Source organism: Nocardioides sp. TF02-7 (genome assembly GCF_022437945.1).
Lineage (GTDB): Bacteria > Actinomycetota > Actinomycetes > Propionibacteriales > Nocardioidaceae > Nocardioides.
On the sequence record NZ_CP092535.1, the window covers coordinates 1,862,524 to 1,888,848 of the forward strand.

The following is a 26,325-nucleotide window of genomic DNA, read 5'->3' on the forward strand; positions in this document are numbered from 1 at the left end:
GTGCTCAGGAGCTCGCGCGCCACTCCCCGGCCAGCAGCCCGTAGATCGCGTTGTCGGTCCACTCGCCCTTGCTGAACCAGTCCTCGCGCAGGTGCGCCTCCCTGGTCATGCCGACCCGCTCGCACAGCCGGGCGGAGGCCTCGTTGCGCGGATCGAGGTTGGCAAGCACGCGATGGAGGCCGTAGCCGTCGAAGGCCAGGTCGAGCAGGGCCCGCACCGCCTCGGTGGCGTAGCCCTGCCCACCGGAGTCGGGGTGGAACGACCAGCCGACCTCGGCGCGCGACCCGGTGTCGTCGACGAGCCAGAGCGCGACGTCGCCGATGACCCGGCCACCCTGCTCGACGACCAGCGCCAGCGCGCGGTGCTCGCCGTCGAGCCCGGTGCGGGTCACCCTCTTGGCGATCTGCTCCTCGGCGACCGCCCGCGTCCACGGCTCGTCGAGCAGGTAGCGGGCGACCTCGGGCAGGCTGTAGTAGCCGAGGACGGCGTCCAGGTCGTCGGCGCGGAAGGGGCGGAGCGTCAGGCGGTCGGTCTCGATCGGGAAGGGGAGCACGCGCCCAGCGTGCCAAACGTGGGGCTACGCGCCGCCTACCCGTCCGCCCCGGACTTCGGCCGCGCCGGCCGCGGGTCGCGGCCGCCGAAGGCGACCACCCGGTCCCACACCCAGTCGGCCATCGACGGGGCGACGGGCTCGTCGGGGTGCCCGCGACGACGCTTGACCAGCGCCCCGAACTCGACCGCGACCAGGTAGGCGCCGGCATCGTCGGTCATGACGTTCTCCCAGACGCCGTTCTCCGGCCACTCCGGGTGCGCTGGCGGGTCGGCCTCGATCTCGGCGTCCAGGGCGGTCGACTCGGCCGCCGACATCAGGCGGAACGGCTCGGCCAGGCCCCACGCGGCTCCGGAGCCGGGTTGCTGGCCGTCGTGCCAGGTGACCAGGTCCTCCGCGACCAACGCGCCCACCTCGGCGCCCTCCTCAGCGGAGGCGGCCGGTCGGAGCGTCGCGCGCAGCTCGTCCGGCATCACGTCGTCCAGTGCGGCGAGGGCGGAGGCGAGGTCGGTGCCGAGCAACCGGTCGCGCAGCTGCTGCCACCCCGTCTCGATCACGCCTGAGCGTCGGACGTCGTCCATCGTGATGTCCTGGGCCTCGGCGTTCTCGACGATCCCCAGCATCGTCCGGGCCGTGCCCACCAGGTTCTGGAACTGCCCCTCGGTCGGGTCCTCGCGCAGCAACCGCAGCCCGACCTGCTCGGCGTCGGCGAACCGGTACTGCACCAGGTAGGCCCAGCCCAGCATCAGTGCGATCCACGAGCTCGCCGCGTCGGCCCGGATCGCCTCCTCGGCCGCCGGGACGAACCGGTCGGGCGGGGCGAAGCTGCCCAGCAGGTAGACCGCACGCTTGCCCAGGGCGGAGGGCAGCCCGTCGGGTGCCGTCCGGGAGCACAGGGCCACCGCCTCGTCGAGCAGGCGCCAGCCCTCGTCGAGCTCACCGGAGAGCGCCACGGCCGACCCCAGCTCCATCCAGTCGTCCCAGTCCTCCTGCTCCTCGGCCAGCACGGTCTCCGCCCACCGCAGCGCCTCGGCGTGGTCGTTGTCGGCGAACGCCAGGTGCCGCAGCGAGCGGGCGGCGTTGACGAACTGGCCGTCGCGGCGTCCGGCCACCTGCAGGTAGAGACGCCGCGCCTCGTCGACCCGCTCGGACAGCTCGTGGTGCTTGCCGAGCAGCAGCGTCGCGCTGCTCCGGGACGGTTGGGCGGCCAGCACCGACGACGCGAGCACGGCGACCTGGGGATGGGTGGGCTGTGCGGCGAACAGCTCCCAGGCGAGGTCGAGGTTCCGCTCGACCGCGTCCGCGTCGTCGGTCGCGTGTCCCGCGCCGCTCATCGCATGCCTCGCTTGACCCGGTAGGCCCGGAGCTGGTCGAAGGTGCCGTCGTCGACGCCGTACTCCAGCACCGGCGCCACCTGGTCGAACCAGGACGTCGTCGACGGGACGATGCTCGCGGCTGCCGCGAGCAGCGCACCGGTCGTCACCGGCACCAGCGCGCCGCTGCGCATCGACTCGGCCACGGCCTGCTGCAGCACCGTGGTCGTCAGGTGCGTGAGGTCGGCACCGGAGAAGCCCTCGGTCGCCGCCGCGACCGCCACCACGTCGAGGTCGTCGGTCGGCTTGCCCTCCAGCGCACGCTGCACGATCGCCGCCCGCGCGACCGCGTCGGGTGGGAGCACCAGGACCGTCTTGTCGATCCGGCCCGGTCGGCGTAGGGCAGGGTCGATGTCCCACGGCCGGTTCGTCGCCGCGAGGAAGTAGACGCCGTCGTTGGCGCTGGCCACCCCGTCGAGCTCCTCCAGGAGCTGAGTGACGAGCATCCGCATCGACTGCGACCCGCCGCCACCGGACGTACGCCGACCGCCGAGGGCGTCGAACTCGTCGAAGAAGATGACGCACGGCGCTGCCGCGCGCGCGTCGCGGAACACGCTCTGGATCGCCTTCTCGCTCTCGCCGATCCACTTGCTGAGCAGGTCGGCGAGGGTGACGTGGATGAACGAGGCCCCGAGGTCGCCGGCGATCGCCTTCGCGATGAAGGTCTTGCCGCAGCCCGGAGGGCCGTACGTCAGCAGCGACCCTCCCGGCCTCTGCCCGAACGCCGCCGCGATCTCGGGCGCGCGCAGGGGAGCCAGGAACGTCGTCTCCAGGTGTTGCTTGACCTCGGCGAGCCCTGCCACGTCGGCCAGCGTCACCGCCGGCCGCTCGGCGTCCCACAGCGCCGTCGACCCGTCGGTGCCGGTGTCCTCACGATCGGCATCGGCCGGGGCCGGCACCGGGTGGCCGGACGTCTCGACCGGGGGCGGCGGGCCTGAGGCGCGCAGCCGGGCCGCCATCAGGCGGGCCCGCAGCAGGCGGACCCGCGCGGGGTCGCCGCCCCGCGCCTCGAACGCGTCGAGCTCGGTGGCGGCGCGGCCGGGGTCGGCCTCCAGCAGCAGCGTGACGAAGTCCTCGCGCAGCGCCAGGTTGCCGGGGTCGGCCGCGACCTCACGGGCGATCACCTCGACGAAGTCGCCGTCCGGCTCCGCGCCGCTCACGACGCAGCTCCGACCCAGCTCTTGAGCAGGTCGAGGTTCGCCAGCGGGATGTAGTGCCCGATCATCGGGTGGTCCAGCGCCACGCCGAACACGCCGGCCCGGGCGAACGACGCGACGTAGTCGATCGCGGCCGGCATCGGTACGCCGAACACCGGCACCGCGTCACCCTCGCCGTCGACGAGGCCGAAGCCGCGAGCCGCCTCGTTCGCCCGCGCGGCACTGCTGTAGAGGCAGACCACCGGACCCTGGGCGAAGGCGACCCCGTAGGGCCGCGGCTGCTCGGTGGACCCGCGCGCGATGAAGAACCAGGTCTCCATCCGGCTGACCTGCCGCCACAGGGCCACCTGCGCCGTGGTGTCCCCGGCCGGCGCCGCCTTGACCGCCTCGTCGAGGCGGTCCAGCTCGGCGACCATCGCCGCGTCGTTGTCTCTCATCATCCCGTTCTCTCGTGTTGGTGGGTCGGCTTGGTGGATCTGCTGGTGGGTCTGGCCGACGTCGGCGGGTCAGATGACGATCTCCGGCCCCGCGGTGTCGCCGCGCAGCCGGTCGCCGAGCAGCGAGGCCACCAGGGCCAGCCGCTGATAGCGCACCATCGGCGTCCAGACGAGGTCGGCGTCGCGGGGGCCGCGCGGATCGGGCCCGGTGACGAGCAGGACGCCGTCCGCGACGTCCTCGACCGGGGCACCGGCGAGCGCGTCGGTGACGGCGTCGAGCAGGTCGCCGGCCCAGTCGCGGCGCAGCCACAGGTGGTCGACGGCACCCGACTCCGGCAGCTCCGGCGCGACGCCGGGGGGCAGGAAGCCGCCGCGGGGCAGCAGGCCCGCCCAGGCCGGCGTACCGGCGGCGACGGCCGTCCGCAGGTCGGCCAGCAGGTCGGCCTGGGCGACCCGGCCCGCGGGCGGCCGGACGACGACCGGCGACAACGCGCCGTACTCCTGCTCGGTCTCGACCTCGTGGCCGGGCAGCGCGGCGCCCACCGCGGCGGCCAGCCGGGCGGGGGTCCTCGTCGGTCCACAACCAGAGCACCGGGTCGTTCGCGTCGTCGACGTCGCTGACGAGCGGGTCGAGGTCGGCGGCCTCGCCGGTCCAGGCCTCGTACGCCGCGGCGGCGAGGCCGAGCGGCGCGACGTCGAGCAGGTCGACGCCGAGCGGCACGCCCGGCGGCGTAGCCCACCGGACCGCGCCGTCGCGGACCTCCACGAGCCGCTCTCCGGCGAGTGCGTTGAAGGCGGCGACCCGGTCGTGGTCGAGCCGGGCGACGTCGACGCGACCGCTGCACCACTGCAGCCGGTCGACCCGCCAGGCCGGCTGGTCGAGGTCGAGCACGGCGCTGAAGCCGCCGAGCGCGATCGTCGGCACCACCGCGTCGAGCACGTCTCCGAGCCGACGCGACAGCGCCGCCCAGCCCTCCCCGCGGTCGACCGGGCCGAGACCGAGCTCGCCGACGGGGACCTCGAGGACGGCGACGGTGCCGCCGGTGCCGGCGGCCTCGGTCACCCAGCCGGCGAGCCCAGCGTCGGACACGGCCGCCCGCAACCGGGGGGCGAGGTCGGGGCGGTCGGCGTCGTGGCAGGTCACCGACGCGACGGGTCCGCGCATGGTCAGGTCCTCCTGGGCGGTGCGTCGGTCAGTCGCTCGAGCCGAGGGTACGGGCCCTCCACGACGACTCCGGGCCCCGCCAGGGGCGTGATCCGCAGGCCGTCGACGGCGTCGGCCGACGCCGGGGCGTCGGGCAGCCACAGCAGGTCCGGGTCGCGCAGCAGCACCCACCGCGGCTCGAGGAGCACGACGACGTCGGCGAGCGCCTCCCGCACGGCCGCTCCTGTCACCCAGTCGGCAGCGCTGGCGGCGGCCGTGTCCGGCGCGGTGGGGTCGGTCGACCAGCCGGCCGGGAGCGCGGCGGCGAGCGCGGTGGCCAGCCCCGGGTCGGGCTGCCGCGCGGCGAGCCGCAGGCGCGGACCCGCCGGCGCCGCCTGGTCGGGGCGGCGGCCCCACCAGGCGTGGAACACCGCCGGTGCCAGCCGGTCGCCGTCGGCGCGCGGCGCGGTCCGCAGCGGCACGGCGCCGGCCGCGGCCCACACCCAGCCGTCCTCGTCGGCCGCCACGACGCCTCGGTCGGCGAGGTGGGAGAACCGCTCGGCGCGCGCGGGGTCCAGGTCGCGGCGCCGCGCGCGGCCCGAGCGCAGGCCCGGCGCCAGCTCGTCGTACTCGGGGACGGCGAGGGGAGTCGGCGCCCCACTCCGGGGCCGCGAGCGCGAGGGCCGGGTCGACGGCGGCGACCGTGGCGCCGAGCGCGAGCCCCAGCTCGTCCCACGCCTCGGGCCGGTCCTCGGGCAGCCCGAGGCCGAGGCCGCCCACCCACACGTGCAGCTGCACGAGCCCCTCCTCGGCGCCGCCCTCGACCGTCGTCGGGAGACCCGAGCGGTCGGCCGCGTCGTCGGCGGCAGCGCGGAGCGCAGCCGTGCCCCGGGCGGGATCCCACAGCACGGCCGTCAGGGTCGGTCCGCGCCTCACCGGATCGCGGCCTGCTGCAGCATCCGCGCCAGCTGCTGCGCGGTCGGCTCGAAGGCCGTGGCGAACTCACCGGCCCGGGAGCCGTTGGCGTAGTACTGCGAGACCAGCCACCGGCCGTTCTGGTAGCGCAGCACGGAATACGTCGGCTGCATCCCGGCCTCGCCGCGGAGGCTCCACTGGAACACCTTGCCCTGGCGGATGCCGGACTGGACGACCATCTCGAGGAACTCGTCGCGCATCCACGGCTGCACCGGAGCGTCCTTGCCGAGCCGGTACCACTCGCGGATGTGGCGGTCGATGTGGCCGGGGCGCCACCCGTAGCTGCCGCGGACCAGCGCCGCGAGGTCGTCGGCGCTCTCCGCGATGACGCGGGCGCCGCTGGGGCTGACCTTCGCGCCCTTGACCGCCTTGCCGAGGAGCTTGAGCAGCCCGCTCCCGACGCCGGCCTCCTGGATCTCCACCGGCACCGGCATCGCTGCCTGGTACGCCGGCACCAGGTTGCCCCCACTCGTCGTACCCGTAGAGCGGGTTGTCGGGGTCGTAGGTCCCCGGGTCGTAGTCGTCGCCGAAGTCGTAGTCGTCGAGGTCGGGGTACTTCCCGTCCGCGCCGAGCCAGTACCACCCGGCCGGGTAGCCGTCGCCGAAGATGAAGGTCTTCCAATCCCCCGGCGGCCGGGGCGGCGGCTCCGGCAGGGGAATGCCGCCCGGGGCGAGGGCGCCGTAGGTCCACAGGTCGGTGGTGAGGGCCCGCTCGGAGTCGAGGAAGTCCTGCAACGGGGCGTCCAGGTCGGAGTCGGTGACGGACAGCGGGTCCTGGTAGCCCTGGATGACGAGGTCGCGGACGGTGTCGCGCGCGGTGTTGATCACCTTGCCGTGGGCGCGCAGCTTGTCGGCCATGATCGTGAGCGCACCGCCCACCTCCGCCAGCGCCTGCTCGACGGTCTCGAGGTAGTCGAGCATGGTGCGGCCGCTGTCGCTGTCCCACTGGTCGACGAGGTCGGTGCGGACGCCGGCGATCCGGCCGCGCACGTTCCAGAACCGCTCGTAGGCGGTGTCCATGCCGTTCGCGGCGCGGATCAGGTCGTCGCCGTCCGCGTGGTTCATGCGGGCGAGGACGATCTCCGCGGTCTCGTCGTCCACGCTCAGCCGCCCTCGGGCAGGGTCAGCTCGATGCGCCCGTCGGTGTCGACGGTGGTGAAGCCGTCAGCGGCCTTCGCGGTCGTGCTCGCCGCGCCCCGGATCGCGGGTTCGGCGGTCTCGACGAGCGCCGACCAGCGGCCCCACCAGAACGCGTACGCACGGTAGACGTCGGCGTCCGGGGCGAACACCGCCAGCGGCAGGGCCGCCTTCTCCATGAGCGTGTCGATGTCGCCGACGAGCCTGTTCGCCGTGCGGGTCAGCTCCTCGGCCGCGTCCCGCATGGAGTCCACGTCGACGTCGATGTACGGCGTCGTGTAGCCGCCGTCGTCGAGCCCCAATCTCCTGCCTCCTTCCTCGGTACGTCGCGACCCTTCCCGGCTCGGCGCGGTCCAATCATCCCGTCCTGGACGAGCAGGGGTGCCACTACCGTGCGTCCATGCGAACCAGGGACACGGTGGTCGCCGCCGTCGCGCTGGCTGCTGCGCTCGCCGCGGCGGCGTGCGGGAGCGACGCCACCGAGCGCGACGAGGCAGCCGAGCACGAGCCGGTGCCCTCCGTCGCCTACGACCCGGCCGCCGACACCTCGACCTACGGCCACCGCCGCTCCACCGAGGCGTTCGACCCGACCCGCCGCTGGCGGCGGTACTTCGAAGAAGAGGTGACGCTGGCCGACGGCCGCCGCGTGCGCCTGTGGTACTCGGAGGACGGGGGTGCGCTGAAGGAGCAGCACTTCTCGCCGCGGGAGCGCTCGTGGACCGAGCCGCGGGAGCTGTTCCGGTCGACGGAGCCCGACCCCTGCCAGGGCATCGAGCTCGTCGCCCGGGGCGACCTGGTCGCCGCGATCGCCGACTTCGCGCTCTGGTGCTACGACGGCGAGCCGCCGGAGGACGCCGTCGCGGCGGTGTCGTACGGCGACCTCACGGACTGGCGGGTGGAGGTCGAGGACGTCGACGGCGCCGTGGGCTGGACGAAGGTCGCCATCGACGACGAGCAGGTCCGCTGGACCGACCGAGGGGAGACGCACCTCAGTTGGACACCCACCGACGGGTTCACGCGCTGACCGGGCCGGTCAGTGGCCGGTCGCGAGCGACTCGAACATCGGCCCGTGCAGCGTGGTGATGTCGCTGAACGTCACGTTCGCGTCGGGGTCGACCGCCTCGATGTCCTCGACGAGGGTCGCCTCCTCCATCCGCGAGCACGTGAAGTTGACGACCCACACGTCCTCGCCCGGCCCGTCGGCGTACCACCGGGTGTGGACGTCGACGAGCACCGGGCGCCCGGTGCGGCCGGCGATCATCGTGGCCACGTCCTCGTGCCGCGCCGTGGTGACCCGGGCGCGGCGGGCGCCGGCCTCGCCGTGGGCGATCTGGTCGACGAGGTCCTTGACCACGATGTAGAAGAGCACCGCCGACAGCAGCGCGGACTCCCAGGAGATGACGAAGCCGGCGACGGTGAAGATGCCGAGGTTGATGTAGAGGATCAGCTGGCCGACGGTGTACGGCGTCCGGCTGGCGAGGATGGTCGCCAGCACCTCGGTGCCGTCGAGCGCGCCGCCGTGGCGCAGCGCGATGCCGATGCCGACGGCGATCATCGCGCCGCCGCAGATCAACGCCAGCCATGACTCGTCGGTGAACGCGTGCATGTGGTGGAGGTAGATGGTCGCCGCCGACAGGGTGGCGATGCCGACGCCCGACCGGACCGCGCTGCGGTGACCGATCAGCGCCCACGCGAGCAGCACGAACGGGATGTTGAGCAGCCCGATGAACACGCCCATCGGCACGTCGACGAAGTTGGTGGCGATGATCGAGACGCCGACGATGCCGCCGTCGAGGAACTCGTTGGGGGATGAGGAAGCCCTCCAGCCCCACCGCGAACACGACCGCGCCGAGCATGATCGAGCCGATCCGGTAGACCTCCGCCGCCACCGGGTGGCGGTGTGCGCGGTGCACGAGCGTCTCGCGGTCGGGCCTCGGTGACGTGGGGGTGGATGCGGTGGTCTCCTGCATGGGCGGAAGATAGCGGCCGCCCGGCGCGGGCCCGTCGGCCCGCCCGAGCCGGTCAGAACATCGGCAGCGGCGCCAGCCAGGTCACGACGAGGAGCAGCGGCAGCGCGGCGACGCCCAGGCCGACGGCGGCCAGGACGACCCCCGCGACCGGGTTGCGACGGCGTACGGCGACCCCGACGAGCGCCAGCAGCACGGCGAGGACGCCCGGGGCGCCGCTGACGACCGCCATCACGTAGCCGAGGCCGACGAGCGGGTCGTCGCTGGTGCTCTGGGCGGTGGCGGCCCACGCGAAGGCACCGAGGCCGAGCAGCGGCAGCGCGCAGCAGGCGGTCGCGACGGCGAGCAGGACGACGGTCCGGGGGTCGATGGCGTGCTCATGCCTCCAGGCTGCGCCTCCGGGGCGCGGGCGGCATCGGTACGGATACTCAGTCGACGGCAGCTGGGTCGTCAGGGTGAGAGTGACCCATGGCTCACTCTGACCATGACGACCGCGCCGGCGACCTCAGTGGGCGAGCTTGAGCCCGACGACGCAGCCGACCAGCCCGCCGAGCAGCAGGATCTTGACGAGGCTGACCGACTCCTCGCCGGTGACCATGCTGACCGCCACCGTGAGCGCGGCGCCGATGCCGACCCACACGGCGTACGCCGTCCCGACCGGCAGCGTCCGCATCGCGAAGGCGAGGCCGGCCATGCTGGCCGAGACGCTGACGGCGAACACCACCGTCGGCACCAGGCGGGTGAAGCCCTGCGTGCGGTCGAGCGCGAGCGCCCAGACGGCCTCGAGGGCTCCGGAGACGATGAGGACGAACCAGGCCATGACGTGCTCCCTCACGGCCGTCTTGTCGCGCTCCGGGTACGGCTCCCTCGTCCGGCAGTCGGTCTCCGACTGACGAGAAAGAGGCTAGCCGAGCGACACGCGGCTGGCACATCCGTGACCGGCACATCGACGGCCGGCGCCGGCGCGGGTGCGTCAGCGGTCCGCGGCCGCCTCCGCCTCCCGCAGCCGCGCGCAGAGCGCGACGAGGAGCACCTTCGCGGCCGACGGGTCGTGCTCGACCAGGTCGGTGAACGCCAGGTGCGGCACGGCCAGCGTCGTGAGGCCGTCCTGCGCGGTCACGGTCGCCGACCGCGGCTTGCCGTCGATCATGCTGATCTCGCCGAAGTAGTCGCCGGGACCGAGGTCGCGGACCTTCCGCCCGCGCACGTCGACCTCCGCCGCCCCGCTCAGCACGAGGTGCATCGCGAGGGAGCCGGCGCCCTCGGTGGTGACCGGCGTGCCCGGCTGGTGCTCGACGACCTTGCACTTGTCGAGGAGCCGGCTGCGCTGGCGGCCGGAGAGGCCGGCGAACAGCGGCACGCGTGCGAGCTCCGCGTCATACCGACGGGCATCGGCCATGGGCTCCTCCTCGACGTCCCGGGCAGCGTAGTACGGCGGCGCGGGCCCGGACGCCGCTTCGACGGCGACACCGCCGACGGTTCGCACTTGCGGTAACGCGCGGTCCTCGATTCGTCCTCGGCCGTGCCGAGATGGCCGGGGGACCCGCCTAGCCTGGGACCGGCGCCGCGGCCGGACCGCGGGGCGCGCCGACGGACGGAGCAACCATGCGGTCCTGTGCCAGCTGTGCGACGGGCGGCCAGCCGGACGGTGCCCGCTTCTGCTACACCTGCGGCGCCGCGCTGACCGCGCCGACCTGCGTCGCCTGCTCGGCCGAGCTGGTGCCCGGCGCCCGGTTCTGCGGCAGCTGCGGGGCGGCCCAGGTCGGCCAGACCAGCGGCCAGGTCACGGGCCGGACCGTCGGCAGTGGCGGGACCGACCTGCCAGGCGCCGTGCCGGTGGCCGCACGCCGCACCACCAGCGTGCTCTTCGGCGACCTCGTGGCGTTCACCACCTACTCGGAGTCGCGGGACCAGGAGGAGGTCCGCGAGCTGCTCTCCCGGTACTTCGACGAGTGCCGCCGGGTGATCGACCGCTACGGCGGCACGGTGGAGAAGTTCATCGGCGACGCCGTGATGGCCGTGTGGGGCGTGCCGACCGCCCACGAGGACGACGCCGAGCGCGCCGTGCGCGCGGGCCTCGAGCTCGTCGGTGCCGTGGAGGCGCTGGGCGAGGAGATCGGGCTCCCGGAGCTCGCGATGCGCGTCGGGATCGTGACCGGCGAGGTCGCCGTCACCCTCGGTGCACTCGACCAGGGCATGGTGGCCGGCGACGCCGTCAACACGGCGGCCCGCGTGCAGTCGGTGGCCCGGCCGGGACAGGTGTGGGTCGACGAGACGACCCGGCTGCTGACGACCTCCGCCATCACCTACGCCGACGCCGGGGCGCACGCGCTCAAGGGCAAGGCCGACCCGGTGCCGCTCTGGTCGGTCCGGGCGGTGGTGGCCAACGTCGGCGGCAACCAGCGGGCCGACGGCCTCGAGGCGCCCTGCACGGGCCGCGACCGGGAGCTGCGCCTGGTCAAGGAGCTGTTCCACGCCGTGGAGGAGACGGGACGGCCGGCGCTGCTGGTCGTTGACGGCGACGCCGGCGTCGGCAAGACCCGGCTCGGGTGGGAGCTGTCCAAGTACGTCGACGGCCTCACCCGGACCGTGCGGTGGCACAACGGTCGCTGCCTGGCCTACGGCGAGGGGGTCGCGTTCTTCGCCCTGGCCGAGGCGATCCGCGGCCGCCTGCAGAACGAGTACGACGGCGACACCGACGACCTGGGGCTGCTGCTCGCCAACGGCCTCGACCGGTTCGTGACCGACCCCGACGAGCGGGCCTGGCTGGAGCCGCGGCTCGGCTTCCTCCTCGGCACCGGCGTGGCCGGCACCTTCCCACGCGAGGACCTGTTCGCCGCGTGGACCACCTTCTTCGCCCGGGTCAGCGAGCCGGGCGACCCGGTCGTCCTCGTCGTCGACGACGCCCAGCACGCCGACGACGGACTGATCGCCTACCTCGAGCACCTGCTGACCGCCGGCTGGTTCCCCTGCTTCGTCATGCTGCTCACCCGGCCGGGCCTGCTCGAACGGCACCCCCGACCTCGCCACCAACCGGCGGGCCACCGTGCTCCACCTCGACACGCTGGCGCCCGCCGACATGGGGGCGGCTGATCTCCGGCCTGGTCGCCGGCCTCCCCGACCCGGTGCGGGACGCGCTCGTGCAGCGGGCCGAGGGCGTGCCGCTGTTCGCGGTGGAGACGGTGCGGTCGCTGATCGATCGCGACCTGGTCATCCCGCGGGGCGGCCAGTACGTCCTCGCCGACCCCGGCTCGCTCGACCTGGGCTCGGTCGGTGCGCCCGCCACGCTCCAGGCGCTCCTCGCCGCCCGCCTGGACACCCTGTCGGAGGCGGAGCGGCTGGTGGTCAACCAGGCGAGCGTCGTCGGCTCGTCGTTCTCGCGGGAGTCGCTGGCACGGCTCTGCCGCGGCGTCGACGACGTCGACTCGGTCCTCGACAGCCTGGTGCGGGTGCAGCTGTTCCGCCAGGAGAGCGACCCGTTCAGCGCCGAGCGGGGCCGGTTCCAGTTCGTCCAGCTGGCGATGCGGCAGGTGGCGTACGGGAGCCTCGCCCGCCGCGACCGCCGGGCCGCGCACCTGGCGGTGGTCCGTGAGCTGGAGGAGCACGACGGCGACGGGCTCGCCGCGGTGGTCGCGCAGCACTACCTCGACGCCGTCGACGCGCTCCCCGACGCCCCGGACGCCGCCGAGCTGACCGCGCGGGCGGTCGAGCGGCTCCGGGAGGCGGCCGACCGCGCGGCGGCGCTCGGCTCGCCGACCGAGGCCGCCGGGCACCTGCGGACGGCGCTCGACCGTGCCGGCGACCCGCGGACGCGGTCGTCGGTCCGGGTCGAGCTGGGCCGGGCGCTGCTGCAGGCCGGACGGTACGACGAGGCGCTGGAGCACGCGGGAGAGGCGGCGTCGGCGTTCGAGCAGGAGGGGGGACCCGGTCGCGGCGGCGGGGGCGGCGGTCGTGCTCGGGTCGGCGCGCGCGGGGCTGGGCGACAACGAGGGCGCGATGCGGCTGCTGCAACCGCACTACGACGCGCTGCGCGACCAGCCGGACGCAGCGGCGGTGGTGCTCGAGCTGGCGCGGGCGCTGTCGTCGGCGCGGATGCGCCTGCACCTCGACTTCGGCGAGGTCGCCGAGTGCGGCGCGCGGATCGCCGAGCTCCTCGGCGACGCCGAGGCGATCGCCGACAGCTACACCGGCCTGGCCCTGCACTACCTCCAGATCGGGGTCCACGGGCCGAGCCGGATCCTGCTCGAGGCGGCGGCGGCGCTCGCCCGGGAGTCCCACCAGCCGCTCAACCTCGCCCGCGCCCTGGTCAACCTCAACGCCGGGTGGAACCAGGACGACGTGGCGCGCGCCGTCCGGTTCGGCCGGGAGGCGGTGGACGTCGCGCGGCGCACCGGCTACCGGATCTGGGTGACCTACGCGACCTGCAACCTCCTCATCGCGCAGTGGGTCAGCGGCGAGTGGGACGATGCGCTCGCCCTCAGCGAGGCCGAGGACGTCGACCCCGCCGGCGCCAGCATGGTCGCGTCGATCAGGGCGTTGGTCCTCGGCGCCCGCGGCGCCGCCCCCGAGCCGGCGCGGCCGCTGCTGCCGGCGTCCGACGACGTGCTCGTCCTCGCCTGGAACGCGTGCCTCCGCGCGGTCTCCGCCAGCCGGGCCGGCGACGCCGAGGCGGCGCTGGCGGCCGCGTGGGAGGCGGCGGACCGCTGCTACACGACGGTCGCCCTCGGCGACGACTTCCCGGTGATCTGGCCGGCCGCCGTCGACGTGGCGTTCGCGCACGACGACCTGGCGCTCGTGCGCCGGCTGCTCACCCTGGTCACCGACCACGTGGAGACCCGGCCCGGGTGCGGGCTGCGGGGTCAGCTCGCCCGCTTCCGGGCCCTCCTCGCCGTCCGCTCCGGTGACGCGGACGTCGACGTCGAGGCCGAGCTGCGCACCGCGATCGACGAGCTCGAGCGGTGGCACGCCCGGCCGGCGCTGGCCCTGGCCCGGCGCGACCTCGGACGCTGGCTCCGCGGGCAGGGCCGTGCCGAGGAGGCGGCGGAGCTGCTGGCGGAGGCCGACGCCGCACTGCGCGCGCTCGGGGCGCGGGGCTGGCTGTCGGATGCGTCCGCGGAGGAGCCGACCGGCCCCTCCACTCTCAACGTATAGCGCAGGAGGGGGCTTGCGGCAAGACCCCTGGAGCGCGGCAGAATCCCCGCTCCCCCGCGCCGCCGACCCCCTGGGAGCCCACTCCGTGCCCACCCGCCCGACCGCCCAGCCGACCGCCCAGCCGACCACCGTCTTCGACCTCCCCGAGCACCTCGCCGCCAAGGCCGACCCGGCCCTCGTGGCGGCGGACGAGCGCCACTTCACCCGGATGGCCGACAGCCTCCAGCAGACGCTGGAGGACCTGACCGCGCGCCTCGACGCGGCCCGCAGGGCCCCGGCGGGCACCGGCCAGGAGGCGATGGACCGCGACCTGGAGGTGCACCGGCTCACCGCCCGGCTGCGGGCGCTGCGCCGGTTCAGCCTCGAGCTCTGCCTGGGCCGGGTCGTCCTCGACGGCGAGCCCGAGCCGGTCTACGTCGGCCGCCTCGGCCTCACCGACGCCGACGGCGGGCGGCTGCTCGTCGACTGGCGCTCGCCCGCGGCCGAGCCGTTCTTCGCCGCCACCCACGCCGACCCGCGGGGGCTGGTCAGCCGCCGCCGCTACCGCTGGACCCGGGGCCGGATCACCGACTACTGGGACGAGGTGTTCACGCCCGACGGCCTCGAGGGGCACGCCGCCCTCGACGACCAGTCGGCGTTCATCGCCAGCCTCGGCGCCAGCCGGTCGCCCCGGATGCGCGACGTCCTCGCCACGATCCAGGCCGACCAGGACGCCATCGTCCGCGCCCCCTCGCGCGGCGCCACCGTCGTCGACGGCGGCCCGGGCACCGGCAAGACGGTCGTGGCGCTGCACCGCGCGGCGTACCTCCTCCACGCGGACCCGCGGCTCGACCAGCGCCGCGGGGGATCCTCTTCGTCGGGCCGCACCAGCCCTACCTGGCCTACGTCGCCGACGTCCTGCCCAGCCTCGGTGAGGAGGGCGTGCGGACCTGCACCCTGCGGGACCTGGTGCCCGAGGGGGCGGCGGCGGTGCCCGAGCGCGACCCGGAGGTCGCCCGGCTGAAGTCGTCGTCGCGGATGGTCGAGGCGATCGAGCCGGCCGTCGGGCTCTACGAGGAGGTGCCCACCGGCGACGTGCTGGTCGAGACACCGTGGGCGGACCTGCCGCTGACGGCGGCCGACTGGGCCGAGGCGTTCGCCACCCCCGATCCCGGTACGCCGCACAACCAGGCGCGCGAGGAGATCTGGGAGGCGCTGCTCGACATCCTCGTCGACGCGTGCCCCGACGACGAGGTGCCGACCGACCTGCTGCGCCGTGCCCTGCGGAACAACGCCGACCTCGTCGACACCTTCGACCGGGCATGGCCGGCGCTCGACCCGACCGAGCTCGTCGGCGACCTGTGGGAGGTGCCGGCCTACCTGCGCCGCTGCGCCCCCTGGCTCGGGCCCGACGACGTCGCCCGGCTCCGGCGCCGCCCGCCGCACACCTGGACCCTCGCCGACCTGCCGCTGCTCGACGCCGCCCGGCAGCGGGTCGGCGACCCGGGGGGCCGCCGCGCGGAGGCGGCGGGCGGAGGCTGCCGCCGCTGCCGAGCGCGAGGGAGATGGACCGCGTGGTCGACCACCTGGTGGCCACCGACGACACCGAGATGCAGGTGATGTCGATGCTCCGCGTCGAGGACCTGCAGGGAGCGCTCGCCGGCACCGGCCCGGTGCCGGCCGCCGACCCGGACCTGCTCGCCGGCCCGTTCGCGCACGTCGTCGTCGACGAGGCGCAGGAGCTGACCGACGCCGAGTGGCAGGTCCTCCTGCGTCGCTGCCCGTCCGGCAGCTTCACGATCGTCGGCGACCGCGCGCAGGCCAGGCACGGCTTCCCGGAGAGCTGGGAGGAGCGGCTGCGCCGCGTGGGGTTCGACGACGTCCGCCTGATGACGCTGACCGTCAACTACCGCACGCCGGAGGAGGTGATGGCGGAGGCGGAGCCGGTCATCCGGGCGGCTCTGCCGGACGCCAACGTGCCGACCTCGGTCCGCAGCAGCGGCATCCCCGTCGGGCAGGGGCCGCACCGCCGAGCTCGGGACGGTCGTCGACGGCTGGCTGGCCGAGCACCCCGAGGGCACCGCGTGCGTCGTCGGCGCCTCGTCGTACGAGCCGCCAGCGCGGGTGCGGTCGCTGGGCGCGGAGGAGGTCAAGGGCCTCGAGTTCGACCTCGTCGTGCTCGTCGACCCCGAGCGTCTCGGCAGCGGCACCACCGGGGCCGTCGACCGCTACGTCGCGATGACCCGCGCGACCCGGCAGCTCGTCGTGCTCACGGGGTGAACCGGCGCGCGAGCGGGTGTGCGGCGAAGAACTCCCACACCAGCGCGTCGGCACCGCGCGGCCAGACGTGGCTCATCGACGGCACCGACCAGACGACGTGCTCGCCGCCGCCGCGGCACGCCGCCGTCGTACGCCGCGCCTCGCGGCCGCCGAGCCGCGCCCGCTCGGTCGTCGGCCGGGCGCACCGCTGGTCGCCGGCCCAGGAGCGGTTGGTGACGTCGAAGAACCGGCTCAACCGGTCGCGGCCGCCCTGCACGGTCAGCAGCGCCGTGGGGCGCCGCGCCTCCAGGAGGTCTTCCTTGACGCCGCTGACGGCGGCGAACGACGCGATCCGGTCGGGTACCTCCGCGGCCAGGGTGTAGACGAACGCCGCTCCGCGGGAGAAGCCGGTCGCGTGGACGCGCCGCGGGTCGACCCGCCAGTGGTCGACGAGGTGGTCGACCAGCGCGACGACGTCGGCGGGGTCGACGAAGGAGTCGGGGTAGGCGACGAGGAAGCCCTCGCTGTCGGCGAGCCGGTCGAGGCGGGTCATCTCGGCCATGCCGGCCGCGTCGCCGGGGAAGCCGTGGAAGGCCAGCACCAGGGGCAGCCGGCCCCGCTCCTCGATCGCCGGCGGGGCGTGGAGGAGGACGAGCCCGTCGCGACCATCACCCAGCGGGATCGTGAAGCTGCCGTTGCCGACGAACGGGTCGTCCGGCGGCGCGTCCGGGACCGTCGGCACCAAGGCGGCCGAAGGGTCGTCGCTGGTCGTCGGCGACCCGGGCTCCGACCGCTCCTCGCCGTCGGCATCGCACGCGCCGAGGGCGAGCAGCACCCCCGAGCAGCCCGGCCAGCGCGACCGCCAGGGCGGCGGGCGGGCGACGCGCCACGGCACCTCCTCGACGAGCTCGGCTCCTCCGGGTCGTCCGCACTATAGGCGCGGGCGCCCGCGCCGATCGGCCGCAGCGCGGGTCGCGCGGGTCCGGGTCGCGAGCGCCAGCCCCGCCGCGGCGCCGGCCACCAGGGCCGCGGCCGGCACCGGCAGGGCGTCGACGCCGGCCTCGCCGACGACCAGCGACGCGCCCGCCGCCCCGACCGCGATGCCGCCGTTGAAGACGACCGGGATCAGGGCCGACGCGAGGTCGCGGTGGCCGACGCCGGCCCGGCGCAGGATCTCCGTCTGCGCGAGCGGCGGCAGTGCGCCGCTGCCGATGCCCAGCAGGAGGATCGCGACGAGCCCCGCCACCGCGTCCTCGGCCCCGGTGAGGGCCAGCAGCGCGACCGCGGTCACCGCCGCCGCTCCGACGAGCGCACGGCCGGTGGGTCCGGTGACCCGGCCAGCGAGCACGACACCGGTGGCCGATGCCAGCCCGAAGAGCAGCAGCAGGCCGCCCATGCCGCCCGGCACCAGGTCGGCGGCGGGCTCGCCGAGCCGGGTGAGGAACGTGTAGGCGCCGTAGTAGCCCACCAGCAGCAGGCCGACCAGCCCGGTGACGGCGAGCACCGGCCGCAGCGGCCCGCGGCCGCTCGTCGTCGTGCTCCCGGACCCGCCCGCGCGCGGCCGGCGTGGGACGAGTGCGACGACCAGCACGGCGACGACCAGCGCGGCGGCCGCGAGCACCGCGAAGGCCGCCCGCCACCCCGAGACGTCGGCGACCAGGCGGGCGACCGGCGTGCCGAGCACCATGCCGAGGGTCGCGCCGCCGAGCACCACCGCGACCGCCCGGCCGAGCAGCTCCTCGGGCACCAGGTCGGCCACGTGCGCGTTGGCGGTCGCCCACAGCAGGCCCACGGCGGCCGCGCCGAGCAGGCGGGCACCGACGACGACGGCGTACGACGGCGCGATCGCGGTGAGCAGCGACGAGCCGGCCAGCGCGACCAGGCCGGCCGCCACGAGGGAGCGGCGGTCGACCCGGCGGGTGGCCCGGGTGAGCGGCAGGCTGGCCAGCACGACGGTCAGCGCCCACACCGCGACCAGCTGCCCGGTGTGGGTGTCGGGGACGCCGAGGCCCTCGCTCATCGGCCCGAGCACCGCGGTCGGGAGCATCTCCGCGGTCACCATGACCAGGGTGGCCGCGCCGAGGGCGAGGAGGGCGGGCCAGGGGAGAGCGGTGCGGAGCCGTGGGTCGTGGGAGGAGGTGGTGGTCGCCATGCGGCGACGCTAAACTCTCACATTAATGTCAATGTCAAGCCTTGGTCGGGAGGCGGCGTGAAGATCGGTGAGCTGGCCGCGCGGACCCGGGTCGCGCCCCGCCTGATCCGCTACTACGAGCAGCAGGGGCTGCTGGTCGCGGCCCGTGCCGACAACGGCTACCGCACCTACACCGACGACCACGTCGAGCGGGTCGGGCGGATCGCCGGGCTGGTCCAGGCCGGCATCCCCACCCGGCTGGTCAAGGTGCTGCTCGACGCGGAGGACCGCGCGGCCCGCGACGAGCCGACCTGCCCGAAGGAGGTCGCCGAGCAGCTCGCCGCCGAGCTCGGCCCGATCGAGGAGCGGATCGCCTGCCTCACCCGCAGCCGCGACACCATCCGCGGGTTCCTCGAGCGCACCCGGCACGAGGTCGTGCTGCGGGAGGCCGACGCCGGCCACCCGGCCTGACCACCGCACGCGACGGCGTACCCCGGGAGCGCACGCGTCCCTAGGCTGTCGGCCATGACCACGGCGCCCGCCGACGGGCCCGGCACCGCTGCGCCCCCGGGGCGCCGCGCGGAGCTGGACGCGCTGCGCGCGCTGGTCGTCGTCGGCCTGGTGTTCTTCCACTCCGCGCTGGTCTTCGACACCGAGGACGACTTCTACGTCAAGAACGACGGCACCGTCCCGCTTGCCGTCGCCGCCGGCCCGGTCGTGGTCTGGGCGATGCCGCTGCTGTTCCTCATCGCCGGGTTCGGTGCCCGGCAGTCGCTGCGGGGCCGCGGGCCGGGCGGCTTCGCCGCGGAGCGTGTGCGGCGGCTCGGGGTGCCGCTCGTCCTCGGCCTCGTGGTGCTGGTGCCGTTCCCCCAGTGGCTGCGCGCCCGCGCGGCCGATCCCGGCTACGACGAGTCCTACCTGCGGTTCTACCCGCGGTTCTGGGAGGTCGGCCTCGACCTCGCCGACTTCCCGTTCGTCCTGGACGGCGAGCACTTCGAGACCGGGCACCTCTGGTTCCTGGTGCTGCTGCTGACGTTCGCGCTGCTGGTCGCCCTGCCGGCGGCGCTGCTGTCGCGGCGGTGGCGGGACGGGGCCGGCCGGGTGGCCGCGGCCGTGGAGTCGCGACCCGCCCTGGTCCTGCTCGCGGCCGTGCCGCCCGCACTGGTCTCCGCCGTGCTCGGGCTGGAGGAGCAGTTCGGCGCCTGGCACCGCTGGGCCTACCTGGTGTTCTTCTGCTACGGCTTCGTCCTCGGCGACCGTCGGATCCGTGCCGCGGTCCGGCGGGTCGCCCCCACCGCGGCGTGGCTGGCGGTGGCGCTGTTCGCGCTGTCCGGCCCGGCGTTCGTGCTCGCCGACGACCCGTTCACCGACCTGACGCCCCTGGCCATCGCGGGCCGCGCGTGCTTCGGCGCCAGCGGCTGGTGCGCCGTCGTCGCGATCCTCGGCCTGCTCGACCGGTCCCGTGGTGCAGCCGGCGGGCCCGACCGCCCCGCGGGGCGGCGACCCGGCCGCACCGGCCGGGTCGCGGCGTACCTCTCCCCGGCCGTGCTCCCGCTCTACGTCCTCCACCAGCCGGTCGTGGTGGCGGTCGCCTACGTCGTGGTGGGGTGGGAGCTGCCCGGGCCGCTGAAGTACGCCGTGATCGTGGCCGGCTCGCTCGCGCTCACGGTGGCGGCCTACGACCTGCTCGTGCGGCGCACCGCGCCGACCCGGTTCCTGCTCGGCATGCGGTGAGGATGAGTACGGCGGCTCATGCGCCGACCGGTGCCGCTCGCCGAGGCTGGACCGCATGAACAAGACGACCTACGCCTTCTACGTCCAGGCCGCGATCTCCTTCGGCGCCGCTCTCCTCTTCGTCGTCGGCGGGATCTACTTCCTCCCGGTCGACGGCTGGATCCGCTCCTTCCTCTGCCTCGGCGCGCTCTACCTCGTCACCTCCACCTTCACCCTCGCCAAGTGCGTCCGCGACCAGCAGGAGGAGCGCCGGGAGGCCGATCGGCCGCGGATCGAGCACTACCGGCCGGCTGCCTGAGGGGGTGGGCGGCGGATGGGTGGCGGCGAGGCGGCTGCCGCTGGGTCCCGCCAGGCGCAGATTCATCAAGGTATGTCGGTGAACTGACGCCTCCCACGGCGTACCCACCATGGGAGGTGCGGGTTCGGCTGCATACCGTGATGAATCTGCGCCTGCTGGGGCCGACGGGCACCGAGCGCCCGCCCGGCCTCGCCCGGCCCACCCGCCAGGCCAACCCGCCCGCCCCCTACGGCGCCCCCTGCCGCAGCGCGACGCCGCGGATCCGGTCGGCGGCGTCGAGGAAGAGGGTCACGCCCCACCACTCCATGCACGCCGCGACGGTGTCGGCCGGCGCGGTCAGGGTGATCGCCCGCAGGCCGGCGAGCTCGGCGGGTGCCCGGTCGTCGCCGGTCGGGCAGGTGCCGACCACGCCGCGGTGCAGCTCGAAGTAGCCGCCGGTGCGGGCCAGGAGGTCGGGTGCCGAGAACGGGCCGAGCGACTCGGCATAGGCGGCGTCGAGCTCCCAGGCAGGCAGGTGGCCGCGCTCCTCCGCCCCGAGCCGCACCGAGGTCGGTCCGGCCTCGATCCCGACCCAGGTGTCCTCCGGCGCGAACGGCGCACCGAGGGACGGGTCGGCGGCGAACCGGTAGAACTGGCGGGCGACGACGGCGTCCGCCCCGGTGACCGGGCCCAGGTCGCCGTCGGGCGGCGCGCACGGGCCCCGGAACTCGTCGAGGTCGATGGCGGCGGTGCGGATGGCGACGACCACCCGCCCGGTCAGCGGCGTCCCGGGCGGCGGGTCCTGGCGTACGACGGTGTCCGGCCGGGTCCCGCAGCGGACGGCGACCGGCGCCCCCCAGTCGGAGGAGAGGCCGATCCGGGCCCTGGCCTCGAGCCGGCCGAGCCGGCGTCCGGCCACGGCGCTCGGCAGCCCGGTCAGGTCGGGCATCACGACCGGGTCGGCGGCACCGGTCGTGGCGGCGTCGGTCGTGGCGGGGCCGGTCGGCGTGACCGGTGCCCGGGCGGTGGCCGGCCGCGCGACCGGGTCCTCGCCCGCGCCGCCCTGGTCCCCGCAGCCGACGAGGGTCAGGGCGACCGACGTCAGGAGGGCGACACCGGCCCAGGAGCGGCGGACGGCGTGTGCGGCTCGGGTCATGCCCCTCACACGCGCCGGGGCGCGGCCGGGTTGGCGCCCGCGCCGGCCGGCGTCCGGGTCATACCGGGGGCGCCGACGGGTACCAGGGCCCCATTCCTTTACTTTCCACGAGCTCCCTCCCCCGGTTCTCGGAGTCACCATGCCCGCCGTCACCGCCCGCCTCGGACGCGCCCTCGCGTCCGGCCGACTGCTCGCCGTCACCCTCGCCCTCCCCGCCGCCCTCCTCGCGGCCGTCCCCGCGGTCTCGAGCACACCGGTCCCGCCCGGCGACGCGAGCACCGGTGCCCCGGCCGCCGGCGCCCCGGCCGCCCCGGCGACCGACGTCACCGAGACCCACGTGGTGCGCGTCGACCGCCGTACGGCGCTGGTCGCCACCGCGCCCGAACGGGTCCGGGTCGGGCGGGCGGTCGTGGTGCGCGGAACGGTGGAGGTGCGCGCCGGTGCGCGGGCGCGGAAGCGGCCGTTGGTGTTCGCGGAGCGCCGTGACGGCTCCTGGCGGGTGGTCCGGCGGGCGATGTCGCGCCGGCTGGGTGACTTCCGGGTCGTGCTGCCCGGCAGTGCGACGGCCGGAACCCGCGTGCTGGAGGTCCGCGCGCCACGGTCGTCCGGGCTGCGCGCCGTGCGCGTGCGGGTGCGGGTGGCCGTCGTCGCCACGACGGTGCCGCAGGCGCCGCCGCAGCCGGAGGCGCCGGGCCCGTGGCAGGCGGACGACGCCCCCGCGGACCCCCGGCGCCGCTCGGCCTCCCCGGCGACTGGGGCTACACCTTCGCGGGCGGCGCCCGCTGGAACCCGTGCCGGCCGATCGCCTGGTCCTACGACCCCGCGGGTGGCTACGCCGGCGCGATCGACGACGTGCGCACCGCTGTCGACGCGATCGCCGAGCGGACGGGGCTGACGTTCACCGAGACCGGCGCGGCGGACGCGCCGCTGCGACTGATGTGGTCGGACGAGGCGCGGGACGAGGCGCTGCGCGGTGGTGTCGTCGGCGTGGCGCGGACGCGGGCGACGGCCACGACCGGCGCCGAGGTGCTCCGCCGGATCACCGGCTCGACCGTGGTTCTCGACCGCGGCCACGCGCTGCGCCAGGGGCACTTCGACAGCGGATCTCCGTCGTGGGGACAGGTGATCACCCACGAGGTGCTGCACGGGCTCGGCCTCGCCCACGCCTCCGGCCGGGAGCAGGTCATGTATCCGTCGGTCAGCGGGCTCAACCACCGGTTCGGCGCCGGCGACCTCACCGGCATGGTGCGGATCGGCGCGGCCGGCGGCTGCCTCACCTGACCCGGGCCGGTCACAGGTCCTGGATGTAGCAGAGCATCCGGTAGTCCTCGCCGGGCTCGATGTTGACGAACCCGTGCCGCTCGTAGAACCGGCGGGTGTCGACGTCGACCTCGTCGACGTTGATGTGCATCTCGATCGCCCCGCGCGACCGCACCTCGGTGAGAGCGGCGGTGAGCAGCGCCGTCCCGATGCCACGGTCCCGCAGGTGGGGGCGGACGTAGAGCTCCTCGAGCTGGGCGAGCGGCCCGTCGCCGTACGGCGTCGGCCGGAGCGTCAGGTAGGCGAACCCCGTCGGGTCGGCCGGGCCGGACAGCAGCACCAGTACGTCGGGCAGGTCGAGCAGTCGACGGAACCGCGCGGAGAACTCGTCCGCGGAGGGCGTCGGCGACTCGAACTCGGTGTTGAAGTCGAAGAGCAGCCTCCCGACGACCTCGGCGTCGTCGGGCCCCGCCCTCCTGACGGCGTCGTCGGCGGCGTCGGTCATGGACCGATCCTGCCACCGCGCCGCCGACCGTGGCCGGTCTCACCGCGCCCGCGATTGCGGCTGCTCCCGGCCGGTGGGGTTGGATGAGCCGCCGATGAGCACCACCACGCACGCCCCCGAGCCCACCGTGCGCGCCGCCCTGCGGTCGCCGCGACTGCTGCGTACCGAGGTCCTCGCGGGCCTGGTCGTGGCGCTCGCGCTGATCCCCGAGGCGATCTCCTTCTCGATCATCGCCGGCGTCGACCCGCGGGTCGGGCTGTTCGCGTCGTTCACGATGGCGGTGGCGATCTCGTTCCTCGGCGGCCGGCCCGCGATGATCTCCGCCGCGACCGGTGCGATCGCGCTGGTGATCGCGCCGGTGGTCCGCGACCACGGCTACGACTACCTCATCGCCACCGTCCTCCTCGGCGGGCTGATCCAGGTCGCGCTGGCCGTCGCAGGGGTGGCGCGGCTGATGCGGTTCATCCCCCGCTCGGTGATGGTGGGCTTCGTCAACGCGCTCGCGATCCTCATCTTCCAGGCCCAGGTCGACCACCTGATCGACGTGCCGTGGGCGGTCTACCCGATGATCGCGGTCGGCATCGCCGTCATCGTCGCGCTGCCCCGCGTCACGCGGGTGGTCCCGGCGCCGCTGGTCGCGATCGTCGCGCTGACGGCGTTCACGCTCGTCGCCGCGGTCGACGTACCGGAGGTCGGCGACGAGGGCGAGCTGCCCGACAGCCTGCCCTCGTGGTTCGTCCCCGACGTCCCGTTCACTCTGGAGACGCTCGAGATCATCGCGCCCTACGCCGTCGCGATGGCGCTGGTCGGGCTGCTGGAGTCGCTGCTCACCGCCAAGCTCGTCGACGACATCACCGACACCCACTCCGACAAGACCCGGGAGGCGATGGGCCAGGGGCGCGGCCAACGTGATCACCGGCTTCTTCGGCGGCATGGGCGGCTGCGCGATGATCGGCCAGACGATGATCAACGTGAAGGTCTCGGGTGCCCGCACCCGGATCTCCACCTTCCTCGCCGGCGTCCTGCTCCTGGTGCTCGTCGTCGGTTTCGGCGACGTCGTCGCGGTGATCCCGATGGCCGCCCTGGTGGCGGTGATGATCATGGTGTCGGTCGGCACGTTCGACTGGCACTCGGTGCGCCCGGGGACGCTGCGCCGGATGCCGAAGTCGGAGACGACCGTGATGCTGGCGACGGTCGTCGTCACCGTCACCACCCACAACCTGGCCATCGGTGTCGTCGTCGGTGTCCTCGTCGCCATGACCCTCTTCGCCCGCCGGGTCGCGCACCTCACGGACACCCACCGCGAGCTCGTGGAGGACGAGGCCGGCCCGACCGCCGTCTACCGGGTCACCGGTGAGCTGTTCTTCGCCTCCAGCAACGACCTCTACACGCAGTTCGAGTACGCCGACGACCCCGACCGGGTCGTCATCGACCTCAGCGAGTCCCACATCTGGGACGCGTCCACCGTCGCCGCCCTCGACGCGATCACCACGAAGTACGAGCGCAAGGGCAAGACGGTCCGGATCACCGGCCTCAACGAGTCGAGCGCTGCGCGGCACGGCCGGCTGAGCGGCGAGCTGCCCTCGCACTGACCGGCCACCGCTCGGCCCCGGCCGCGGGTCGCCTTCCTCGGGCGGATCGCCTATGGTCCGAGGCATGCAGAGCGGCACGGTGACGACGACGCAGGAGCGAGGCGCGGCCCGCTCCTCCGCCATGCCGTCGCACGTGCCCTGCGGTGCCGTCCTCCTCGCGATCGAGCTCGGCGAGGAGGCGCGCGGCGCCAGCGGTCTCGACGTGCTGCGGCGCAGCGTCGACCGCGCGCCGCCGGTCCGGCCCTGACCGACCGACACCAGGGGGCGTCCCGCAGGGGACCGCCCCCCTTCCCTCTTCCCCCGGCGCCGGCACGCGCGGGGACCGACGAAGGACTGGGCATGACCGCACGCACCAACGAGCACGGCTCCGCACCGACCACCTCCCTCCCGATCGGCGAGATCGACGCCGACCTGGCCCGCCACGAGGCCGCGCGGGTCGAGCAGCTCGCCGCGCTCGACCCCGACGACCGCGACCTGGTCGCCCGGGCACACCGGGAGTCGGTGGTCCGGATCCTCGAGGACATCCGCACCGCCCGCCGCCGGGTGGCGGAAGGTCGCTACGGCCGATGCGTCCGCTGCGACCTCGCGATCGCCGCGGAGCGGCCGAGGCGCTGCCCTGGACCACCACCTGCGTCAGCTGCGCGGACCTCCGGCGCTTCTGAGGTGCTGCCGGGCGGCGCCGTGGACGGCGTCGGTGAGCCGGCCGAGGGCCGGGGAGTCGATCCGCCACCGCTGCCAGTGCAGCGCGACGTCGAGATGGGTCCGCCCGGGCAGCCGCACCAGCCGGCCCGCGGCGAGGTCGGGGAGAAGCTGCGGCTCGGGCAGCACCGCCCAGCCGAGGCCGCGGCGCACCGCCTCGTGGAAGTCGTGGGAGGTCGGCACCTGGTGCACGACCGGCGGCCGGTCGACGCCGCGGTCGCGGAGCACGTCGTACTGCAGCTCGTCCTTGTCGTTGAACACCACGACGGGCATCCGGGCCCAGTCCACCGAGCGGCCGCGGCGCCAGCGCTCGGCCAGGGCCGGCGTCGCGGCCGGCAGGTAGCGCAGCACGCCCAGCGGCTCCACCGCGCAGCCCTGCACCGGCGTCGGGTCGCTGGTGACCGCGGCGAGCACGTCTCCACCGCGCAGCAGGTCCGCCGACCAAGCCTGGTCCTCCACGTGCAGCCGGAGCGCCGTCCGGTCCCAGCGGGCCGCGTCGGCGAGGACGTCGCGGAACCAGGTGGCCAGCGAGTCGGCGTTGACCGCGACCGGCAGCGTCACCACCTGCTCGGGCGCGGGGCCGAGCGACCGTGCGGCCTCGTCGTAGAGCAGCTGGGTCTGCCGGGCCAGCCGGAGCAGCGTGCGCCCGGCGTCGGTCGGCCGACAGGGGGTCGTCCGCCGCACCAGCACCTGGCCGGCCGCGGACTCGAGGGCGCGGATCCGCTGGCTGACCGCGCTCGGGGTGACGTGGAGGTGGCGGGCCGCGGCCTCGAACGTGCCGTGGTCGGTCACGGCAGCGAGCGCGGCGAGCTGGGCCGGCTGCGGGGTCATGAAGCAACGCT

General features: G+C 75.1%; 31 protein-coding genes, 2 pseudogenes and 1 riboswitch. Of the genes and pseudogenes, 16 read left to right on the forward strand and 17 right to left on the reverse strand.

Going from position 1 to position 26,325, the window contains the following annotated elements:
* Positions 1-4: 4 nt before the first annotated feature.
* The 8 genes from MF408_RS09480 to MF408_RS09515 form a co-directional block, all read right to left on the reverse strand.
* The gene (locus MF408_RS09480; RefSeq protein WP_240251158.1) at positions 5-553 is read right to left on the reverse strand and encodes a GNAT family N-acetyltransferase; all 549 of its coding nucleotides are present in this window, start codon (positions 551-553) and stop codon (positions 5-7) included.
* Between the two features lie 35 nt (positions 554-588).
* A complete protein-coding gene (locus MF408_RS09485; RefSeq protein ID WP_240251159.1) occupies positions 589-1,884 on the reverse strand; it encodes a hypothetical protein in 1,296 nt (431 codons plus the stop codon).
* Positions 1,881-3,083 carry an ATP-binding protein gene (locus MF408_RS09490; RefSeq protein ID WP_240251160.1) on the reverse strand — a complete coding sequence of 401 codons (1,203 nt, stop codon included), beginning with the start codon at positions 3,081-3,083 and terminating at the stop codon, positions 1,881-1,883. Before MF408_RS09490 ends, MF408_RS09485 begins: the two co-directional genes overlap by 4 nt.
* Complete coding sequence (locus tag MF408_RS09495) at positions 3,080-3,517, reverse strand: hypothetical protein (RefSeq protein WP_240251161.1); 438 nt, start codon at positions 3,515-3,517, stop codon at positions 3,080-3,082. Before MF408_RS09495 ends, MF408_RS09490 begins: the two co-directional genes overlap by 4 nt.
* 69 nt (positions 3,518-3,586) lie before the next feature.
* The gene (locus tag MF408_RS09500; protein WP_240251162.1) at positions 3,587-4,060 is read right to left on the reverse strand and encodes a hypothetical protein; all 474 of its coding nucleotides are present in this window, start codon (positions 4,058-4,060) and stop codon (positions 3,587-3,589) included.
* A 624-nt stretch (positions 4,061-4,684) separates the two neighbouring features.
* Entirely contained in the window at positions 4,685-5,188 is a 504-nt protein-coding gene (locus MF408_RS09505; RefSeq protein WP_240251163.1) for a hypothetical protein, read from the reverse strand.
* 475 nt (positions 5,189-5,663) lie between these two features.
* Entirely contained in the window at positions 5,664-6,737 is a 1,074-nt protein-coding gene (locus tag MF408_RS09510; RefSeq protein ID WP_240251164.1) for a hypothetical protein, read from the reverse strand.
* 2 nt (positions 6,738-6,739) lie between these two features.
* Positions 6,740-7,075, reverse strand: coding sequence for a hypothetical protein (locus tag MF408_RS09515; protein ID WP_240251165.1), 336 nt, complete (start codon positions 7,073-7,075; stop codon positions 6,740-6,742).
* Between the two features lie 98 nt (positions 7,076-7,173).
* Between MF408_RS09515 and MF408_RS09520 the strand changes: the two genes are divergently transcribed.
* Complete coding sequence (locus MF408_RS09520; protein WP_240251166.1) at positions 7,174-7,797, forward strand: hypothetical protein; 624 nt, start codon at positions 7,174-7,176, stop codon at positions 7,795-7,797.
* 9 nt (positions 7,798-7,806) lie between these two features.
* On the opposite strand, the gene MF408_RS09525 is transcribed toward MF408_RS09520, so the two are convergent.
* The gene (locus MF408_RS09525) at positions 7,807-8,556 is read right to left on the reverse strand and encodes a YitT family protein (protein ID WP_240251798.1); all 750 of its coding nucleotides are present in this window, start codon (positions 8,554-8,556) and stop codon (positions 7,807-7,809) included.
* On the opposite strand from MF408_RS09525, the gene MF408_RS09530 reads away from it, so the two are divergent.
* A complete protein-coding gene (locus tag MF408_RS09530) occupies positions 8,498-8,713 on the forward strand; it encodes a hypothetical protein (protein ID WP_240252224.1) in 216 nt (71 codons plus the stop codon). The two genes, MF408_RS09525 and MF408_RS09530, sit on opposite strands and share 59 nt — an antisense overlap.
* 82 nt (positions 8,714-8,795) lie before the next feature.
* Here MF408_RS09530 and MF408_RS09535 read toward each other — a convergent pair whose 3' ends face one another.
* From MF408_RS09535 to MF408_RS09545, 3 genes are all read right to left on the reverse strand, one after another.
* The gene (locus tag MF408_RS09535) at positions 8,796-8,972 is read right to left on the reverse strand and encodes a hypothetical protein (protein ID WP_240252225.1); all 177 of its coding nucleotides are present in this window, start codon (positions 8,970-8,972) and stop codon (positions 8,796-8,798) included.
* Positions 8,973-9,245: 273 nt separating this feature from the next.
* The gene (locus MF408_RS09540) at positions 9,246-9,575 is read right to left on the reverse strand and encodes a multidrug efflux SMR transporter (protein ID WP_240251167.1); all 330 of its coding nucleotides are present in this window, start codon (positions 9,573-9,575) and stop codon (positions 9,246-9,248) included.
* Positions 9,573-9,635: riboswitch (guanidine-III (ykkC-III) riboswitch) on the reverse strand. (Overlaps the previous gene by 3 nt.)
* Positions 9,636-9,713: 78 nt before the next feature.
* Complete coding sequence (locus MF408_RS09545; RefSeq protein WP_240251168.1) at positions 9,714-10,139, reverse strand: cyclic nucleotide-binding domain-containing protein; 426 nt, start codon at positions 10,137-10,139, stop codon at positions 9,714-9,716.
* A gap of 206 nt (positions 10,140-10,345) precedes the next feature.
* Here MF408_RS09545 and MF408_RS09550 point away from each other — a divergent pair, with 206 nt between their 5' ends.
* From MF408_RS09550 to MF408_RS09570, 5 genes are all read left to right on the forward strand, one after another.
* Positions 10,346-11,833 carry an adenylate/guanylate cyclase domain-containing protein gene (locus MF408_RS09550; protein WP_240251169.1) on the forward strand — a complete coding sequence of 496 codons (1,488 nt, stop codon included), beginning with the start codon at positions 10,346-10,348 and terminating at the stop codon, positions 11,831-11,833.
* Between the two features lie 903 nt (positions 11,834-12,736).
* On the forward strand, positions 12,737-13,891 hold the full coding sequence (locus MF408_RS09555; protein WP_240251170.1) for a hypothetical protein: 1,155 nt from the start codon (positions 12,737-12,739) through the stop codon (positions 13,889-13,891).
* An 85-nt stretch (positions 13,892-13,976) separates the two neighbouring features.
* Positions 13,977-14,894, forward strand: a complete 918-nt coding sequence (locus MF408_RS09560) for a hypothetical protein (protein WP_240251171.1) — start codon at positions 13,977-13,979, stop codon at positions 14,892-14,894.
* Positions 14,813-15,490, forward strand: a complete 678-nt coding sequence (locus MF408_RS09565) for a hypothetical protein (RefSeq protein ID WP_240251172.1) — start codon at positions 14,813-14,815, stop codon at positions 15,488-15,490. The genes MF408_RS09560 and MF408_RS09565 overlap by 82 nt, the downstream gene beginning before the upstream one ends.
* 504 nt (positions 15,491-15,994) lie before the next feature.
* Complete coding sequence (locus tag MF408_RS09570) at positions 15,995-16,150, forward strand: ATP-binding domain-containing protein (protein WP_240251173.1); 156 nt, start codon at positions 15,995-15,997, stop codon at positions 16,148-16,150.
* Here MF408_RS09570 and MF408_RS09575 read toward each other — a convergent pair.
* Positions 16,140-17,024: a PHB depolymerase family esterase gene (locus MF408_RS09575; RefSeq protein ID WP_240251174.1), complete on the reverse strand. Its 885-nt coding sequence runs from the start codon at positions 17,022-17,024 to the stop codon at positions 16,140-16,142. The two genes, MF408_RS09570 and MF408_RS09575, sit on opposite strands and share 11 nt — an antisense overlap.
* 36 nt (positions 17,025-17,060) lie before the next feature.
* Complete coding sequence (locus tag MF408_RS09580) at positions 17,061-18,281, reverse strand: MFS transporter (RefSeq protein ID WP_240251175.1); 1,221 nt, start codon at positions 18,279-18,281, stop codon at positions 17,061-17,063.
* 57 nt (positions 18,282-18,338) lie between these two features.
* Between MF408_RS09580 and MF408_RS09585 the strand changes: the two genes are divergently transcribed.
* Genes MF408_RS09585 through MF408_RS09595 form a run of 3 tightly spaced genes read left to right on the forward strand, consistent with a single transcriptional unit; the run spans position 18,339 to position 20,292 of the window.
* Positions 18,339-18,731, forward strand: coding sequence for a MerR family transcriptional regulator (locus MF408_RS09585; protein ID WP_240251176.1), 393 nt, complete (start codon positions 18,339-18,341; stop codon positions 18,729-18,731).
* 54 nt (positions 18,732-18,785) lie between these two features.
* Positions 18,786-19,994 (forward strand): acyltransferase family protein, encoded by a 1,209-nt coding sequence (locus MF408_RS09590; RefSeq protein WP_240251177.1) that lies wholly within the window; start codon positions 18,786-18,788, stop codon positions 19,992-19,994.
* A gap of 55 nt (positions 19,995-20,049) precedes the next feature.
* Complete coding sequence (locus MF408_RS09595; RefSeq protein WP_240251178.1) at positions 20,050-20,292, forward strand: YiaA/YiaB family inner membrane protein; 243 nt, start codon at positions 20,050-20,052, stop codon at positions 20,290-20,292.
* Positions 20,293-20,518: 226 nt separating this feature from the next.
* Here MF408_RS09595 and MF408_RS09600 read toward each other — a convergent pair whose 3' ends face one another.
* The gene (locus MF408_RS09600) at positions 20,519-21,427 is read right to left on the reverse strand and encodes a PASTA domain-containing protein (RefSeq protein ID WP_240251179.1); all 909 of its coding nucleotides are present in this window, start codon (positions 21,425-21,427) and stop codon (positions 20,519-20,521) included.
* A 139-nt stretch (positions 21,428-21,566) separates the two neighbouring features.
* Here MF408_RS09600 and MF408_RS09605 point away from each other — a divergent pair, with 139 nt between their 5' ends.
* A complete protein-coding gene (locus MF408_RS09605) occupies positions 21,567-22,322 on the forward strand; it encodes a hypothetical protein (protein ID WP_240251180.1) in 756 nt (251 codons plus the stop codon).
* On the forward strand, positions 22,280-22,708 hold the full coding sequence (locus MF408_RS09610; RefSeq protein ID WP_240251181.1) for a matrixin family metalloprotease: 429 nt from the start codon (positions 22,280-22,282) through the stop codon (positions 22,706-22,708). The genes MF408_RS09605 and MF408_RS09610 overlap by 43 nt, the downstream gene beginning before the upstream one ends.
* Before the next feature lie 10 nt (positions 22,709-22,718).
* Here the strand turns inward: MF408_RS09610 and MF408_RS09615 are convergent, their stop codons facing one another.
* Positions 22,719-23,192, reverse strand: coding sequence for a GNAT family N-acetyltransferase (locus MF408_RS09615; RefSeq protein ID WP_240251182.1), 474 nt, complete (start codon positions 23,190-23,192; stop codon positions 22,719-22,721).
* 94 nt (positions 23,193-23,286) lie between these two features.
* Between MF408_RS09615 and MF408_RS09620 the strand changes: the two are divergent.
* The 4 genes and pseudogenes from MF408_RS09620 to MF408_RS09630 form a co-directional block, all read left to right on the forward strand.
* Positions 23,287-24,021: pseudogene (locus MF408_RS09620) on the forward strand (SulP family inorganic anion transporter); the annotation flags it as partial.
* Between the two features lie 118 nt (positions 24,022-24,139).
* A pseudogene (locus tag MF408_RS25230) lies at positions 24,140-24,325 on the forward strand (SulP family inorganic anion transporter); the annotation flags it as partial.
* Positions 24,326-24,502: 177 nt separating this feature from the next.
* Positions 24,503-24,784 carry a sodium-independent anion transporter gene (locus MF408_RS09625; protein ID WP_240251800.1) on the forward strand — a complete coding sequence of 94 codons (282 nt, stop codon included), beginning with the start codon at positions 24,503-24,505 and terminating at the stop codon, positions 24,782-24,784.
* A gap of 64 nt (positions 24,785-24,848) precedes the next feature.
* Positions 24,849-25,031, forward strand: coding sequence for a hypothetical protein (locus MF408_RS09630; RefSeq protein ID WP_240251183.1), 183 nt, complete (start codon positions 24,849-24,851; stop codon positions 25,029-25,031).
* 386 nt (positions 25,032-25,417) lie between these two features.
* On the opposite strand, the gene MF408_RS09635 is transcribed toward MF408_RS09630, so the two are convergent.
* On the reverse strand, positions 25,418-26,314 hold the full coding sequence (locus MF408_RS09635; RefSeq protein ID WP_240251184.1) for a LysR family transcriptional regulator ArgP: 897 nt from the start codon (positions 26,312-26,314) through the stop codon (positions 25,418-25,420).
* Between the last annotated feature and the right edge of the window lie 11 nt (positions 26,315-26,325).